13 protein-coding genes are annotated in these 16,215 nt (G+C 65.3%); 11 read left to right on the top strand and 2 right to left on the bottom strand.

The window, feature by feature from the left end; genetic code table 11:
• The first annotated feature begins 4 nt into the window (after nucleotides 1-4).
• The 5 genes from TU79_RS21805 to TU79_RS21785 all read left to right on the top strand — a co-directional run bounded on the left by TU79_RS21805 (nucleotide 5) and on the right by TU79_RS21785 (nucleotide 6,028).
• Complete coding sequence (locus TU79_RS21805; protein ID WP_057009935.1) at nucleotides 5-853, top strand: ABC transporter permease; 849 nt, start codon at nucleotides 5-7, stop codon at nucleotides 851-853.
• A gap of 60 nt (nucleotides 854-913) precedes the next feature.
• A complete protein-coding gene (locus tag TU79_RS21800; RefSeq protein ID WP_057009934.1) occupies nucleotides 914-1,834 on the top strand; it encodes a LysR family transcriptional regulator in 921 nt (306 codons plus the stop codon).
• Between the two features lie 142 nt (nucleotides 1,835-1,976).
• Complete coding sequence (locus TU79_RS21795; protein ID WP_057009933.1) at nucleotides 1,977-3,512, top strand: MFS transporter; 1,536 nt, start codon at nucleotides 1,977-1,979, stop codon at nucleotides 3,510-3,512.
• A gap of 15 nt (nucleotides 3,513-3,527) precedes the next feature.
• Nucleotides 3,528-4,586, top strand: coding sequence for an HlyD family secretion protein (locus tag TU79_RS21790; RefSeq protein ID WP_057009932.1), 1,059 nt, complete (start codon nucleotides 3,528-3,530; stop codon nucleotides 4,584-4,586).
• Nucleotides 4,583-6,028 carry an efflux transporter outer membrane subunit gene (locus TU79_RS21785; RefSeq protein WP_057009931.1) on the top strand — a complete coding sequence of 482 codons (1,446 nt, stop codon included), beginning with the start codon at nucleotides 4,583-4,585 and terminating at the stop codon, nucleotides 6,026-6,028. The genes TU79_RS21790 and TU79_RS21785 overlap by 4 nt, the downstream gene beginning before the upstream one ends.
• Before the next feature lie 303 nt (nucleotides 6,029-6,331).
• Here TU79_RS21785 and TU79_RS21780 read toward each other — a convergent pair whose 3' ends face one another.
• On the bottom strand, nucleotides 6,332-7,030 hold the full coding sequence (locus TU79_RS21780) for a DUF3142 domain-containing protein (RefSeq protein ID WP_057009930.1): 699 nt from the start codon (nucleotides 7,028-7,030) through the stop codon (nucleotides 6,332-6,334).
• Complete coding sequence (locus tag TU79_RS21775; protein WP_057009929.1) at nucleotides 7,027-9,192, bottom strand: PA5441 family protein; 2,166 nt, start codon at nucleotides 9,190-9,192, stop codon at nucleotides 7,027-7,029. Before TU79_RS21775 ends, TU79_RS21780 begins: the two co-directional genes overlap by 4 nt.
• 180 nt (nucleotides 9,193-9,372) lie before the next feature.
• Here TU79_RS21775 and TU79_RS21770 point away from each other — a divergent pair, with 180 nt between their 5' ends.
• From TU79_RS21770 to TU79_RS21745, 6 genes are all read left to right on the top strand, one after another.
• Nucleotides 9,373-10,956: a glycosyltransferase family 39 protein gene (locus TU79_RS21770; protein ID WP_057009948.1), complete on the top strand. Its 1,584-nt coding sequence runs from the start codon at nucleotides 9,373-9,375 to the stop codon at nucleotides 10,954-10,956.
• A gap of 180 nt (nucleotides 10,957-11,136) precedes the next feature.
• Entirely contained in the window at nucleotides 11,137-11,556 is a 420-nt protein-coding gene (locus tag TU79_RS21765) for a MarR family winged helix-turn-helix transcriptional regulator (protein WP_057009928.1), read from the top strand.
• Nucleotides 11,553-13,631 (top strand): FUSC family protein, encoded by a 2,079-nt coding sequence (locus tag TU79_RS21760; protein WP_057009927.1) that lies wholly within the window; start codon nucleotides 11,553-11,555, stop codon nucleotides 13,629-13,631. The genes TU79_RS21765 and TU79_RS21760 overlap by 4 nt, the downstream gene beginning before the upstream one ends.
• Nucleotides 13,628-13,837, top strand: a complete 210-nt coding sequence (locus TU79_RS21755) for a DUF1656 domain-containing protein (protein WP_003231009.1) — start codon at nucleotides 13,628-13,630, stop codon at nucleotides 13,835-13,837. Before TU79_RS21760 ends, TU79_RS21755 begins: the two co-directional genes overlap by 4 nt.
• Nucleotides 13,834-14,724: an efflux RND transporter periplasmic adaptor subunit gene (locus tag TU79_RS21750; protein WP_057009926.1), complete on the top strand. Its 891-nt coding sequence runs from the start codon at nucleotides 13,834-13,836 to the stop codon at nucleotides 14,722-14,724. The genes TU79_RS21755 and TU79_RS21750 overlap by 4 nt, the downstream gene beginning before the upstream one ends.
• Nucleotides 14,721-16,160, top strand: coding sequence for an efflux transporter outer membrane subunit (locus tag TU79_RS21745; RefSeq protein ID WP_057009925.1), 1,440 nt, complete (start codon nucleotides 14,721-14,723; stop codon nucleotides 16,158-16,160). The genes TU79_RS21750 and TU79_RS21745 overlap by 4 nt, the downstream gene beginning before the upstream one ends.
• The last annotated feature ends 55 nt before the right edge of the window (nucleotides 16,161-16,215 follow it).

Genomic DNA, 16,215 nt, shown 5'->3' with positions numbered 1-16,215 from the left:
CCCCATGCGCCAGGAATACGAAATAACCCTCGAACCGCTGCTCAGCGTGCCGGTGGAACGCGAACTGCCGCTGCGTCAGCGCCTGTGGCAACAAGGCTGGCTGCGCAAAGGCCTGATCCTGATCGTGCTCGCACTCATTTGGGAGTCGGTGGCGCGCTATCAGAACAACGACCTGCTGCTGCCGAGCTTTCTGCAGACCTTCCATGCGCTCTACGACGGCCTGCTCAGCGGCGAGCTGCTGAGCAAGGTCAGCATCTCCCTGGCCGTGCTGATCAAGGGCTACCTGATCGGCATCGTGCTGGCCTTCGCCCTGACCACGCTTGCCGTTTCGACCCAACTGGGCCGCGACTTGTTGAGCACGCTGACCTCAATGTTCAACCCGCTGCCGGCGATTGCGTTGCTGCCGCTGGCGCTGCTGTGGTTCGGCCTGGGCCAGAACAGCCTGATCTTTGTGCTGGTGCATTCGGTGCTGTGGGCGCTGGCGCTCAATACCTATTCGGGGTTCCTTGGCGTGTCCGAAACCCTGCGCATGGCCGGTCGCAACTATGGGCTCAAGGGCATGCGTTTCGTGCTGTTCATTCTGATCCCGGCCGCGCTGCCGTCGATTCTCGCCGGCCTTAAAATCGGCTGGGCCTTTGCCTGGCGCACCTTGATCGCCGCCGAGCTGGTCTTTGGTGCCACCAGCGGCAAGGGCGGGCTGGGCTGGTACATCTTCCAGAACCGCAACGAGCTCTACACCGACAAGGTATTCGCCGGCCTGGCCGTGGTGATTCTGATCGGCCTGCTGGTGGAAAACCTGGTGTTCGACACCTTCGAGCGGCTCACGGTGAAACGCTGGGGCATGCAGCGCTAGGCCGGCCATCCCTGTTAGGATTGCGGCCAATTCACGCTTTTACGACCGCGAGTGCCTGGCATGCAGTTACCGGACATGAACCTGCTGGTCGCCCTCGACGCCTTGCTCGATGAAGGCAGCGTGGTCGGCGCCGCACGGCGGATGAACCTCAGCCCGGCGGCCATGAGCCGCACCCTCACGCGTATCCGCGAGGCGGTGGGCGACCCGATTCTGGTGCGCGCCGGACGCGGCCTGGTGCCCACGCCCAAGGCGCTGCAACTGCAAGGCCAGGTGCGTAATGTCGTGGAGCAGGCCGCGCTGCTGTTTCGCTCGGCCGACCAGGTGGACTTGAGCACCTTGCGGCGTCGCTTCAGCGTGCGCGCCAACGACTTCTTCATCGGCGTGTATGGCGGCAGGCTGTTTGACACCATGGAGCGCATGGCGCCACTGTGCGAGCTGTACTTCGTGCCCGAAGGCGACACCGACGATGAAGCCCTGCGCGAAGGGCGCCTGGACCTGCGGGTGAGCAACACGCTGCCCGTCACCCCTGAGGTGAAGGTGCAGAACCTGTTCTCCACCACCTTCGTCGGGCTGGCGCGCGAAGGCCACCCGTTGTTCGACGGGGAAATCACCGCCGAACGGTTTGCCGGCTATTCCCACATCAGCATCTCGCGCCGTGGCATCGCGCGCGGGCCCATCGACACCGCTTTGAACGCCCAGGGCCTGGAGCGCCGCGTGGCGATGATCGCCCCGGGGTTTCACGGCGCGATGTTCATGCTGCCCGACTCCGACCTGCTGCTGCCGGTGCCCAAGGAAGCCCTCCTGAGTGTCAAGCGCCTGAAACTGCCGCTGCGCGCCTTCGCCCTGCCGATCTCGTTGCCGACCCTGATGCTGACCCAATCCTGGCACCCGCGTTTCGACAAGGACCCGGCGCACAAATGGCTGCGCGAAACTTTTCGCGAAAGCTGCCAGGCCACCTGGCTCGAAGCCCAGCCCACCTGACCCTTTCAAAGCCGAACCCAATCAACTGTGGGAGGGAGCTTGATTGCGTTGCGTGCACTTATACCCTGCCAATAAGTAACTTTTTGTCATGTGTAGACCTGCTTAAACTGCACGGGTATCTATTATTCCGAGTTACCCGTACATGACCTCCCTCGCTGCCCCCGCCCTGCAGGCCGCAGCCAAACCTGTCGCGCTCAGTCCGCCGGTGTTCGGCCTGCGCATCATCATCGGCCTGGTCGGTGTGCTGCTGGCGGTGCTGGTGTCCGGCCTTAACGACATGGTTACCAAGATCGCCCTCGCCGATATTCGCGGCGCGCTCTTCATCGGCTATGACGAAGGCACCTGGCTGGTCGCGGCCTACACCGCCACCTCCGTGGCGGCCATGGCCTTTGCGCCCTGGTGTGCCGTGACTTTCTCCCTGCGCCGTTTCACCCTGTGCGCCATCGGCCTGTTCACCCTGCTGGGCATCCTTTGCCCGTTTGCGCCCAATTACCAAAGCCTGCTGCTGCTGCGCACCGCGCAAGGCCTGGCTGGCGGCGCATTGCCGCCGATGCTGATGTCGGTGGCGCTGCGCTTTCTGCCGGCCAACATCAAGCTGTATGGCCTGGCCGGCTACGCGCTCACCGCCACCTTCGGCCCGAGCCTCGGTACGCCGCTGGCGGCGCTGTGGACCGAGTACATGGGCTGGCAGTGGGCGTTCTGGCAGATTGTCGCGCCGTGCCTGCTGGCGATGGCGGCGGTGGCCTACGGTTTGCCGCAAGACCCGCTGCGGCTGGAGCGCTTCAGGCAGTTCAACTGGCGCGGTCTGCTGCTGGGCTTTCCGGCGATCTGCATGCTGGTGATCGGCCTGCTGCAAGGCAACCGCCTGGACTGGTTCGAGTCCGGCCTGATCACCTTCCTGCTCAGCGGCGGCACCCTGTTGCTGGTGCTGTTCCTGCTCAATGAATGGTCGCAGCCGCTGCCGTTTTTCAACGTGCAGATGCTCGGCCTGCGCAACCTGGCGTTTGCCCTGATCGTACTGGCCGGCGTGCTGATGGTGCTGACCTCGGTGATCATCATCCCGTCGAGTTTCCTCGCCCAGGTGCACGGCTACAGGCCGTTGCAAACCGCGCCGGTGATGTTGCTGATGGCCCTGCCGCAACTGATCGCGCTGCCGTTGGTGGCGGCGCTGTGCAACCTGCGCCGGGTCGATTGCCGTTGGGTGCTGGGGCTCGGCTTGAGCTTGCTGGTGCTCAGTTGCCTGGGCAGTTCGCAGCTGACCTCGGCGTGGATCCGCGACGACTTCTATGGCTGGTACCTGCTGCAAATCATCGGGCAACCGATGTCGGTTCTGCCGTTGCTGATGCTGTCCACCGGCAGCATCCAGCCCGTTGACGGGCCGTTCGCTTCGGCTTGGTTCAACACCGTCAAGGGGCTGTCTGCGGTGATCGCCGCTGCAGTGCTCGAGACCCTGACCACCCGGCGCGAACACTTTCACTCCACCACGCTGGTGGACCGCCTGGGCAACTCGCCCCTGGCCGACGGCGATTCGCCGGGCCTGGCTCAGCGCCTGCACGAGCAGGCCGTGGTGCTCACTTCTTCGGATCTGTATGTCGTCATGGCCGGTGTCGCGGTGGCGTTGATCCTGCTGATTTTCTGGATGCCCTCGCGGATCTATCCGCCTCGCGCACCGACGTAGCCTCAAGGACTCCCCATGAAACGCAAAGACAAAATTGCCGTCTCCGTTATCGCTGTATTTGCCGTCGGCGTGCTGGTGTATCTGGTCACGCCGGGCCTGTTGGGCAACCCGCGCCAGACCACCAACGATGCCTTCGTCGCCGCCGACTTCACCCTGATCGCCCCGCGTGTGGCCGGCTTTATCAAAGAGGTGCTGGTGGAAGACAACCAGCAGGTCAAGGCCGGCCAACTGCTGGCGCTGATCGACGACCGCGATTTTCGCGCCGCCGCCCAGGCCGCTGATGCCGATGCGTTGGTCGCCCAAGCCCAGCTTAAAAACGCCGGCGCGACCCTGGAACGCCAAAGCTCGGTGATCGCCCAGGCCCAGGCCACCGTGGCGGCAGACCGCGCCGAAGTAGCGTTCGCCGAACATGAGCTGAACCGCTACAACCACCTCGCCGGCGTGGGCGCGGGCACCGTGCAGAACGCCCAGCAAGCCAAAACCCGCATCGACCAGGCCACCGCGCGCCTGGCCAAATCCACCGCGGTGCTGGCGGCCGAGCGCAAGCAGGTGGAAATCCTCAGCGCCCAGCGTGACGCGGCCGAAGGCGGGCTCAAACGCGCCCAGGCGGCGTTGGAAATGGCCAGCTATCAACTGTCCTATACACGCATCGTCGCTCCGGTGGACGGCATGGTCGGTGAGCGCGCGGTGCGGGTCGGCGCCTATGTCACGCCGGGCAGCAAGCTGCTCGCCGTGGTGCCGCTGAGCGAGGCCTATGTGGTGGCCAATTTTCAGGAAACCCAGCTGTCGCACATGCACGCCGGCCAACCGGTGCAGGTGCGCGTCGACAGCCTCGACGGCGAGGTGCTCAACGGTCATCTGGAGAGCCTGGCGCCGGCCACCGGTGTGACGTTCGCCTCAATCAAGCCGGACAACGCCACCGGCAACTTCACCAAGGTGGTGCAGCGCATCCCGGTGAAGATCATCCTCGAACCCGGCCAGCCCCTCACCGAGCGTCTGCGGGTGGGCATGTCGGTGGAGGCCAGCGTCGACACCCAGCCCGTCGCGCAGCCGCGTGAGGTGGCCCAGCAATGATGCGTTTTGCCTGGCTCGCCTTGAGCGTCCTCAGCCTGAGTGCCTGCACCGTCGGCCCGGACTTTCACACGCCCCAGGGGCCGCACGTCGAGCGTTGGCGCGAACCTCAGGGCCGTCAGGCCGACAGCCGCGCCGTGGCCGATCCGCTGCAGGAGCGCTGGTGGGACGTGTTCCATGACGCGCAACTGTCTGCCCTCACACGCCGCGCCCTCACCGATAACCTCGACCTGAAACTGGCCGGCAGCCGCTTGCAGCAAAGCCGCGCCGTGCGCCAGGTGACCACGGCCGGGCGTTACCCCAACCTCGCGGCAGGCGGTGGCTACCAGCGCAAGCGCAACAGTGGTGAAGGCTTGAACGACCCTTCCGGAGAAAACGGCCGCTCGGCGTTCAACCAATGGGACACGGGCTTCTCCGCCGCCTGGGAGCTGGACTTCTGGGGCCGCGTCAAGCGCGAGACCGAGGCCGCCGACGCCACCCTGCAAGTCGCCGAAGACGACCGCCGCGCCGTGCTGCTGTCGGTGCTGGCCGAGACCGCCCAAGACTACATCCAACTGCGCGGCGTGCAGAACACCCGCAACGTCACCGAGCAGAACCTCGACGTCGCCCGGCACAGCCTGAAGCTCTCGCAACTGCGCCTGGCCGACGGCGTCGCCACCGACCTGGACGTGGCCGAAGCCGCCGCCCAGGTTGCCACCATTGAAGCGCGCCTGCCGGAGCTGCAACAACGTCAGGATCAGTTGATCAACGCCCTCAGCCTGCTCATGGGCGAACCGCCCCAGGCCCTGCATGCCCAACTGTCCAAAGACGCCGCCGTGCCGCAAACCCCGCGCCAGGTCGCCATTGGCCTGCCGTCACAGTTGGCCGAGCGCCGCCCGGACATCCGCCAGGCCGAGGCGCGCCTGCATGCGGCCACCGCCAATATCGGCGTGGCCAAAGGCGATTTCTACCCGCGCATCACCCTGTCCGGCAGCCTCGGCGCCCAGGCCCTGCAACTGGCGGATTTCGGCTCCTGGGGCTCGCGCGCATTTGCCTTCGGCCCGCAGTTCAGCCTGCCGCTGTTCAACGGCGGACGCCTGCAGGGCATGTTGACGCTGCGCGAAGCCCAGCAGCAGGAAGCGGCGCTCGCCTACCAGCACACCGTGCTGCGCGCCTGGCACGAGATCGACGACCAATTGACCCGCTACAACGCCAGCCAGCTGCGCCGCGACAGCCTCGCCGAAGCCGTGCGCCAGAACCAGATCGCCCTCACCACCGCACAACACCAGTACGTCGAAGGCGTGGCGGATTTCGTCAACGTCCTCACCGTGCAGAGCGCGTTGCTGGCGACCCAGGAGCAATGGGTGCAAAGCTCCACCGACGTGTCGCTGGCCATGGTCGGTTTGTACAAGGCGCTGGGTGGCGGCTGGGAGTCGGTGTATCCGCTGCAAACAGCCAAGCGCTGAATCTTGGCGCACTTTGTGACTATTGCGGTGGGCAGGCTTTTTTGTGGTGACCAGGCTTGTTGTGGTCACCAGGCTTTCTGTGGTCACCAGGCTTGTTGTGGCGAGCGGGCTTGCCCCGCGTTGGGGTGCGAAGCAGCCCCAAAAACCAGGCTCCGCGCTGGTTCAGGTATACCGTGTTTTGCTGGATTGGGGGCGCTTCGCACCCCAACGCGGGGCAAGCCCGCTCGCCACAATAAGCCCGCTTGCCACAACACACCCGCTTGCCACAGGAATGGGGTTGCCTGAAATAGCCCATTTGCAGCGCTAAGGATTGCGTAAAAACACCACATACCCGCCAAACCACTCGCTCTCGCGCAAGTACGCCGGCGCCTGCCATTCGCCACCCTGAATCAAGCCCACCTTGAACGGCACCCCCATCCGACTCACCCTCGGCAGATACGCCGCGTAATCCGGGATGCTGTGCCGTCCCTGGTATGTCTGCACCACCACTTCATCCACCACGCCTTTGAGCTGGGCGATGGCAGCGGGATCGGCGTTGCTGCCCCAATCCATTAGACCCGTGATGCTCAATCGCAGGTCGGCCGGCAGGCGCTGGCGCAGGTCGCGCAGAAACTCCGCGTATTCGTGCAGGTATTGGGTGCGGGCGTCGAAGTCGATCTGGATGCCGACCACCGGATTGCCCGCGTCGCGCCAGCGTTGCACCTGGCCGAGCAATTGGGCGTAGACCCGCTCCGGCCAGTGCAGGGTGTGGACGCGGTAGACGATCCAGACCTCGCCCTGGGTGATACGCGGCACGCTCATGCCCTGGGCGATCAAACGCACGGTAGGCGTGCGGCGGGTGGCGTTGATCTGGCCCTGAAGGATGTACAGCGTCTTCGCCTGTTTGAGCACCGGCTGCGGCGTGACGCCGCTCCACAGCCAGAAGGCGTCATAGTCGCGGGCGTCGACGGCACCGAAGGCCGGGCTTGCCAGCAACAGCAGGCCCAGCCACAGGTGGTTCACCAGTAGTACTGCAAGGCGTTGCCCCACCGGGTGTCGCCGAAGCCGGTCTTGAGCTGGCGGAACCAGGCCTTGCGCACGGCCGGCGCGACGTCTTCGCCGCCGCAGCTGTTGTAGCCGGCGGGCGCGTAGCAGTTGATGGCGCGAAACAGCGCGTAGGCCTTGTCGGTTTTCGGCGCCTTGGGGTTGGCGATCACCTGTTTGTAGCCGTCCAGGCGCGAGAAGGTTTCACCGCTGAAGTTCGACGCGCTGCTGCCCAGGCTGCCGGCGGCACGGGCTTGCTCGAGTGGCATGCCGTCCAGGCTGTTGCGCAGGATGAACTCACCGAAGCAATTGAGCGCCTGCGGGTTTTTCGCGTCGCTCTGCAAGGTCGCGGCGGTTTGCGCGATGCTCGGGCAAGTGTAGCCGGACTCGGCTTTGTCGCCGTTCCACTGGAACAGTTTCAAGGTTTGCCCGCCGCCATAGGTGTAGCCGAGGCTGGTGCCAAGTTTGTCTTCAGGCGGCGTGGCCGGCAGTTGCTTGAGGTCGTCGGCGAAGGTGGCGAACTGGCTGCGCAGCAGGTCCTTGTAGAGCAGCACGAATTGCGCGGTGTGGCGTTCCACCGGGTCGCTGGCCTTGGCGATCTGCTGGCGCAGCAGGTCGGGGCCGGCGACGCTGCGCAGCAGCAGGTAGCGCACGTTGTTGGCGCTGATCGGCGAGTCGGCCGCGAACACCTTGGTCAACTCGCCGCTGCGTTCGTAGTTCATCGCCAGGGCCAGCTCCAGCTGGTCGCGTTGCAGGGGCTGTTTGGCCAGCGGCAATAGTTGCAGCCACAGGGCTTGCGCCGCTTTCCAATTCTGCCCGGCTTCCAGGGCCAGGCCGCGCAGGGTCTGCTGGCTGAAGGCGAAGTAATCCAGGCTCGACGGCACATCCTTGGGCAGCAGTTTCAGGGCGGCCTCGGGCTGATGCTCCACGTAAAACGCAAACGCCGCTTGCAGGTAGGCGTACAGCGCCGGCTCGTCGGCAAACGTGGCCTTCTGTTTGTCGAGGTCGGCGCGGGTCAGTTTGGGCGGCGTCTCGGCGCGCATCAGCATCAGGTCGTTGACCGCCTGCAGCATCGGGTTCTTGAGGCTGCCGTTGCTGTCGATCAACAGCTTGAGGTCGGCTTCCTGCACCAGTTCATCGAGGGACACATTGCGCTGCTCGGCGGTGGCTTCGGTCATTTGCCAGGCGAAGTCCTCGGCGAGCTTGCCATCGTCATTGGCCAGCCAATGCACACGGCGCAACAGGCCCCGGGCGGAAGTCACGTACTGGCCCTGTGGATAAGTGTGCAGATAGCCGAGCAAGCCCTTTTCGGCATTGCCCAGCGCGGACTTATCCACATGCTCGCGCTGCGGCATGCCGTATTCGTCGAACGCTTCGGCCTGGGCCTGATTCAGCGCGGTGCGCGCAGTCATGTACAGCGCGGTTTCCTGCAGCCACGGCAGGGTTGAGCCGCTGGCGGCGGCAAAACCGCGTTCGGCCTCACTGAAGCGTCCGCTGTAGAAGTCGGCGGCGGCTTGCAGGTAGGTGCGCAGCAGGCGGCCGTTCGGGGACTCGATTTCGCCGGTGACCACCGCGCCCTCCCAACTGCAGGCGGTGAGCAATTGCAGGCGCGCCCTGGCCAGCAGCACGCGTTCGGTATCCGGCATATCGGCCTTGATCACCTGGCTGACAAACGCCGTGGCGCTGTCATCGTCGTTGCTGCGGCAGCGGCTGCCTTCGCCGCTCAAAAACGCTTCGCCGGCGGTTTTGTAGTCCTCGCGCTTGATGCCCAGGGTCTTGAGCAGCGTGTCCAGTTCAGCGGTGCGCGAGTCGTCTGGCTTGTCATCGGGTTCGTCGTCGCCGGCAGCAACAGGGCTCAGGCGATACACCGCAAACGGCACCTGGCCGTACCCCTCGGCCCGGTCGGTGTCGTCCAGGGCATTGGGGGCCAGCGCTGCGACTTTTTTGTCGGACAGCAGCAGGCGCAGGTTCACCCGGCTGTCGTTGCCCGGGCTCAGAAAGGGCAGGTTGTTGCACGGGTCCAGGCTGTCACGCGACACCCGCCAGTCCGGGTAGCACGAGTCGTCCGAGCTGGCCAACGCCTGCTGGGAAATACCGGCGAGCAGTGCCAGTGCCAGGGGTGACAGAAAACCGATGCGCATAAGATGCCCTTGAGCCTGAGTCCTTGGAGGAGGGCAATCATAGCGTGATCCGACCAGCGCTTCGGTGAAGTCCTGCGCAATTGGCCGATTTGTCCGATTGCACAAGCGAATCGGGGGCATTTGTCCTAAAGTGGCGTGGGTTTGCGTGTCGGCAATCAGAGCAGTGGCAGGGGAATCAAGGTGCGTCGGTCTGTGGTAGAGCAAAACGAAAAAATCGCGGCATTGCCCGCGCTCAACCGACTTGGCTGGGAGCGGGCCGGCTGGATCAGCCAGCTTTGGTGGGTACCGCTCCTGGCGCTGGCGATGGCCCTGCGGTTCTACAACCTGACGGCGTCGGCCATCTGGGGCGATGAGGGCTCAAGCCTGTTGCTCAGCGAATACGCCGTGGACGACCTGTGGTTTCACGCGGCCCACGATGTACACCCGCCGTTGTACTTCTTCCTGCTGCGCGGCTGGATCGAACTGTTCGGCGACAGCATTGGGTCGATCAGGGCCATGAGCGCCATCCCGGGCGCGATCGCCGTGGGCCTGGGCATCTGGCTCACGCGGCAGCTGTCCACCCGGCGCGCGGCGGTACTGGCCGGCGTACTGCTGGCGCTGCTGCCGACGGCGGTGCGGTACAGCCAGGAAGTGCGCATGTATTCGCTGTTGGGCGTTTGGCTGCTGGGCGCCACGCTGGCGCTGGTGTACTGGGTGCGCCAACCCGAACGCACGCGCTACCTGGTGGCCTATGGGCTGCTGATGACCGCAGGTTTCTACACCCATTACTTCACCGCCCTGTGCGTGCTGGTGCATTGGGCGTATCTGGGGGTGCTGGGCACCTGCGGTCAGCGCCTGATCGCGCGCCGGGCATGGTGGGCGACCAACGTCGCGATTGTGCTGGCGTACCTGCCCTGGTTGCCAGGCCTGCTGGACCTGGTGCAGCACGTCGACCAGCTCAAGGTCGGCGGTGACATTGGCTGGGAAGATCCGGTCAATGCGCTGTCTGTGCCATCGATGGTCTGGCAATTCATGTTGCAGGATGAAGGCCTGGCGCTGTGGCGACCGCTGTTCTGGGGTTTCCCCCTGCTATTGATTGCGCTGGTTGGCGTCAGCGTCTGGCGTGATCGCCAACCCTATCGACCTGCCAGCCTGCTGGCGCTGTTTTTCCTGCTGCCGCTGCTGCTGGTCTACGCCGTGTCGTTTATTTCGCCGGTGTTCATTGAGCGCTATCTCACGGTGTATGCCCTGGGCTTGTCGATCCTGCTGGCGCTGCTCATCGACCGCGGATCGTGGTGGGGCGCGGCGTTGTTCGTGTTGCTGGTGGGGGTGGAACTGGTTGGGCTGAAAAACAACTTCACGGTGGACGAGCAGGACCAGTTCAACGTGCCGGTGGAGTTCGTCAATCGCAACTACCAGGAAGACGATCGCATCGTGCTCAGCGACATGATGTGGTACCTCAGCTACGTCTATTACGACCAGACCGACGCCCAACTGCAGCTCTACACCCCGCCCAAACCCGACGGCACGCCAACGCGACCGAACGCCTACGGCTTCGGCACCCTGGTGGATCAGGACGGCGGGCGCATCTACCTCGACCACCTCTCGTCACTGCCCGCCGGCACCCGGCGCGTATGGCTGATCAGCAGCAACGAAGCGCCGGATGAATTCGCGCCGCTGCCGAACGGCTGGCGCGAACTCAGTCGCCAGGACGGCGGTGGCGCCAGGGCGCGGTTGTTTGTGTTGTGCAATGTGCCGTCGATGTTGCCCGAGGGCTGTCCCTAGACTGGGCTTGGGCTTCGACGCGACAGCCCCGGAGCCAAGCCCCCTCCCACATTTTTTGCCACCACCCATCCGCCAAATTGTTTCAAAACTTGACGCTCAAGCCAGCTTCCACCATATTGATAGTTAGCAAACTAACTGTATGCGAACAATCCCGTGTCCCAATCCCTTGAACACCTTCAGATGAACCTCAGCAGCAGCATGGTGGTGGGCGCCCGCAACTGGCGCAAAATCTGCCAGGCCACGCTGGTCAGCTATGGCATCTCCGAAGCCTGTGCCGTGCCGCTGTTGATGATCGGCCGCCTGGGCGACGGCGTGCATCAGGTCAAGGTGGCCCAGGCCTCCGGCATCGAAAGCCCGTCGCTGGTGCGCCTGCTCGACCAGCTGTGCAGCGGCGGCTATGTGTGCCGTACCGAAGACGTCCACGACCGCCGCGCCAAAGCCTTGAGCCTCACCGAGCGCGGGCGTGAGCGGGTGCAGGCGGTGGAAGCGCAACTGGTGCGCCTGCGCCGCGAAGTGCTGGCCGACATTCCCCGCAGCGACCTCGAAGCCGCGTTGCGCGTGCTGCGCGCCTTCGAAGCGGCGGGGGCGGTGGCGCCTTGAACGGATTTTTTACCGGCATGCCGCCGGCCCGCGACTGGTTCTACGGCGTGCGCACCTTCGCGGCGTCGATGATCGCGCTGTACATCGCCATGCTCATGCAAATGCCGCGTCCATATTGGGCGATGGCCACCGTGTACATCGTCTCCAGCCCATTCGTCGGCCCTACCAGTTCCAAGGCGCTGTACCGCGCCATCGGCACCTTGATGGGCGCGGCGGCGGCGGTGTTGTTCGTGCCGATGTTCGTGCAGTCGCCCTATATTCTGGTGGTGGTGATTGCGCTGTGGACCGGCACCTTGCTGTTCCTCTCCATGCACCTGCGCACCGCCAACAACTATGCCCTGATGCTCGCCGGCTACACGCTGCCGCTGATCGCGCTGCCCGTGGTGGATAACCCCCTGGCAGTGTGGAACGTGGCCGAAGCGCGCACCGAGGAGATCTTCCTCGGCATCGTCGTGGCCGCTGTGGTCGGCGCGATGTTCTGGCCGCGTCGGCTGATGCCGGTGTTCGACGGTTCGGTGACCAAGTGGTTTGCCGACGCGCAGGTCTACAGTCAGCGCTTTCTCACGCGCAACGTCGACATCGAGGAAGTCAGCAACCTGCGTGGCGGCATGGTCGCCACCTTCAACACCCTTGAACTGATGATCGGCCAACTGCCCCATGAAGGCGCGCGGCCCCAGACGGTGCGCAACACCAAGGAACTGCGCGGGCGCATGATTCACCTGCTGCCGGTGATCGACGCGCTGGACGACGCGGTGTACGCCATCGAACATCGCGCCCCCGAGTTTCTCGAGCGCCTCATGCCCTTGCTGCAAGCGGCCGATGCCTGGCTGCAAGGCACCACCGACACCGCGCCCCTTGAGCGCTGGCGCTTGTTGCGCGACCAGATCGACGCCGCGCAACCCCAGGGCGACGCACTCAACGACCGCCACACGTTGCTGTTCTCCAACGCGCTCTATCGCCTGGCCGAGTGGGTCGACCTGTGGCAGGACTGCCGCAGCCTGCAAGCCGCCATCCAGTGCGAAAGCCAGGACACCTGGCGCGCCGTGTACCGTCACTGGCGCCTGGGCCGGCTGACGCCGTTCCTCGACCGGGGCCTGATGTTCTACTCGGCGTTTTCCACCGTCAGCGCGATCATCGTCGCCTCGGTGCTGTGGATCCTGCTGGGCTGGACCGACGGCGGCAGCGCGGTGATCCTCGCCGCCGTCGCATGCAGCTTCTTCGCCACGATGGACGACCCGGCGCCGCAGATTTACCGGTTCTTTTTCTGGACCGCCATGTCGGTGCTGTTCGCCAGCCTGTACCTGTTTCTGGTGCTGCCCAACCTGCATGACTTCCCGATGCTGGTGCTGGCCTTCGCCGTGCCGTTCATCTGCATCGGCACCCTCACGGTCCAGCCGCGCTTTTACCTGGGCATGCTGCTGACGCTGGTCAACACCTCGTCGTTCATCAGCATCCAGGGTGCCTACGACGCCGATTTTCTCAACTTCGCCAACGTCAATCTGGCCGGGCCCGTGGGCCTGCTGTTCGCCTTTGTATGGACGCTGATCGCGCGGCCCTTCGGCGCCGAGCTGGCAGCCAAGCGCCTCACCCGGTTCAGCTGGCGCGACATCGTCAGCCTCACCGAACCCGCCACCCTGGCCGAGCATCGGCACATGGCCGCGCAGATGCTCGACCGCCTGATGCAACACCTGCCACGCCTGGCCCTCACCGGGCAAGACACTGGCATCGCCCTGCGCGACTTGCGCGTGGCGCTGAACCTGCTCGACTTGCTGGCCTACTCGCCACGCATCCTCGGCGTGCCCCGGGTGCTGCTCAACCAGGTGGTGGAAGGCGTGGGCGGCTACTTCAAGGCCTGTCTCAAGGCGGGTGAACGCTTGCCCGCGCCCAGCGGTCTGCTGATGACACTCGACCGCACCCGTCGCGCCCTCAACGGCCAGGGCCTGCAGGACGCCGACGACACCCGCCTGCACCTGCTGCACGCGCTGGCCGGCCTGCGCCTGGCGCTGCTGCCGGGGGTCGAATTCATTGGTGGCACGGAGCTGGAAGCGCCGCTGCCGGAGGGAGCGCCTTTATGATCGGTGATCTGGATATCAGCGGGGTGTTCCTGCCCACGCTGCTGGTGCTGATGGGCATTACGTACCTGTTGTTTCTGGTGGTGCACGGGCTGTTGACGCGCATGCACTTCTATCGCCTGGTCTGGCACCGGGCATTGTTCAATGTGGGGCTCTACGCGCTGATGCTGGGCGCGGTGGACTCACTCAGTCGATACCTGATGACATGAAAAAACCTTTTTTGACCCTCGGCCGTGTGGTCCTCACGCTGTTGATCGTGACGTTCGCGGTCGTCGTCGTGTGGCGCATGGTCATGTACTACATGTTTGCCCCCTGGACCCGCGACGGCCACATCCGTGCCGACATCGTGCAGATTGCGCCGGACGTGTCCGGGCTGATCCAGCGCGTGGACGTGCACGACAACCAGCCAGTGACCAAGGGTCAAGTGCTGTTCGCCGTCGACCAAGACCGTTTCAAACTGGCCCTGCGCCAGGCCCGCGCCGCCGTGGCCGACCGCCAGGAAACCCTGGCCCAGGCCCAGCGCGAGTACAAGCGCAACCGTGGGCTGGGCAACCTCGTGCCCAGCGAGCAACTCGAAGAAAGCCAGTCCCGCGTGGCCCGCGCCCAGTCGGCCCTGGCCGAAGCGCAAGTCACCGTGGACGCGGCTCAGTTGAACCTGGATCGCTCGGTGATCCGCAGCCCGGTGGACGGCTACGTCAACGACCGCGCGCCGCGCAGCCAGGAATTCGTCACCGCCGGGCGCCCGGTGCTGTCGGTGGTGGACAGCAACTCTTTCCACATCGACGGTTATTTCGAAGAGACCAAGCTCGACGGCATCCACGTCGGCATGGCCGTGGATATCCGTGTGATCGGCGACAACGCCCGCCTGCGCGGCCATGTGCAGAGCATCGTCGCCGGCATCGAAGACCGCGACCGCAGCAGCGGCTCCAACCTGCTGCCCAACGTCAACCCGGCGTTCAGCTGGGTGCGCCTGGCCCAGCGGATTCCGGTACGCATCGCCTTCGACGACGTGCCGGCCGACTTTCGCATGATCGCCGGGCGCACGGCCACGGTGTCGATCATTGGCGACAAGGTTAACGACGGAGAGCAACCATGAAACGGCTTCTGGCCACGTCCGCGCTGGGGTTGCTGCTGTCGGCCTGCCAGGTGGTGGGCCCGGATTACTCGCTGCCGGACACGGCCGCCGCCAACCGCAAAGACCTGCAAGGGCCGATAGCGGGCGAGGGCGACAACGTGGTGTCGGCGCCGGTGCCGGCCGACTGGTGGAAGCTGTATAAGGACCCGCGCCTGGATGAACTGGTGCGCCAGGCCATGGCCTCCAACACCGACCTGCGTGTGGCTGCCGCGAACCTGCAGCGCGCGCGTTTCCAGAGCCAGCAGGCCGAGTCCGCCGGCGGCTGGAGCGCCGGCGCCAAGGCCGAAGCCCAGCGCCTGCAGGAGTCCGGCGAGGCGTTCCTGCAGCCCGAGAAGGTCCCGGTGGACAACATCGGCAGCGTGGGCATTACCACCTCCTACCAGTTCGACCTGTTCGGCACCTTGCAACGTGGCATCGAAAGCGCCCAGGCCAATGCCGACGCCGCCCAGGCCGCGGCCGATATCGCCCGCATCACCCTGGTGGCCGATGTGGTGCGCTCGTACACACGGGTATGCGCGGCCAACGAGGAACTGGCGATTGCCCACGAGTCCCTTGACCTGCAAGGCCAGAGCACCCGGCTCACTCAGCGCCTGCGCGATGCCGGTCGCGGTGATGAAACCCAGGTGACCCGCTCGCAGACCCAATACAAATCCTTGCGCGCCGACATGCCGCGTTATGAAGCCGCACGCCAGGCCGGGCTGTTTCGTTTGTCGATGCTGCTGGCCAGGCCGCTGGACCAATTGCCGGCCGGCACTGCCAGTTGCGCCGAACTGCCGCACATCGCCCAGTTGCTGCCGGTAGGCGACGGCGCCGCCTTGCTCAAACGCCGCCCCGACGTACGCCAGGCCGAACGCCAACTGGCCGCCGCCACCGCGCGCATCGGCGTGGCCACCGGCGCGCTGTACCCGGACATCGCCATCGGCGCCTCTGTCGGCACCGTGGGCCTGCTCGACGACCTCGGCACGCCGGCGACCAACCGCTGGGGCTTCGGCCCGATGATCAGCTGGACCGTCCCCACCAACGGCGCCCGCGCGCGCATCCACGAAGCCGAGGCCGCCACCCAGGGCGCCCTGGCGCATTTCGACGGGGTGGTGCTCAATGCCATCCGCGAAACCCAGACCGGCCTTGCGCAATACACCGCCATGTTGCAGCGCCGTGATGCACTGGTCGAAGCCGGCGAGTCCGCCAGGGAAGCGGCGGGGCAGACCCATCGCTTTTTCCAGGCCGGTCGCGCATCGTTCCTGGCCGACCTGCAAGCCACGCGCACCTACACCGATGTGCGCGCGCAGCTGGCGGCCGCCAACACCCAGGTCGCCATGAGCCAGATCGACCTGTTCCTGGCGCTGGGGGGTGGCTGGGAAAGTGCGCGCACGCAAGGTGCAACACCGCGGCACTGACGTGACGCCGGAACCCCTGTTGCGCAAACGCCTCTGAAAGGCTGGGCCGTTCATG

The organism is Pseudomonas trivialis (assembly GCF_001439805.1).
Taxonomy (GTDB): Bacteria; Pseudomonadota; Gammaproteobacteria; order Pseudomonadales; family Pseudomonadaceae; genus Aquipseudomonas; species Aquipseudomonas trivialis.
Note: the sequence above shows the minus strand (reverse complement) of the source record. Positions and strands in the feature narration are given on the sequence as shown.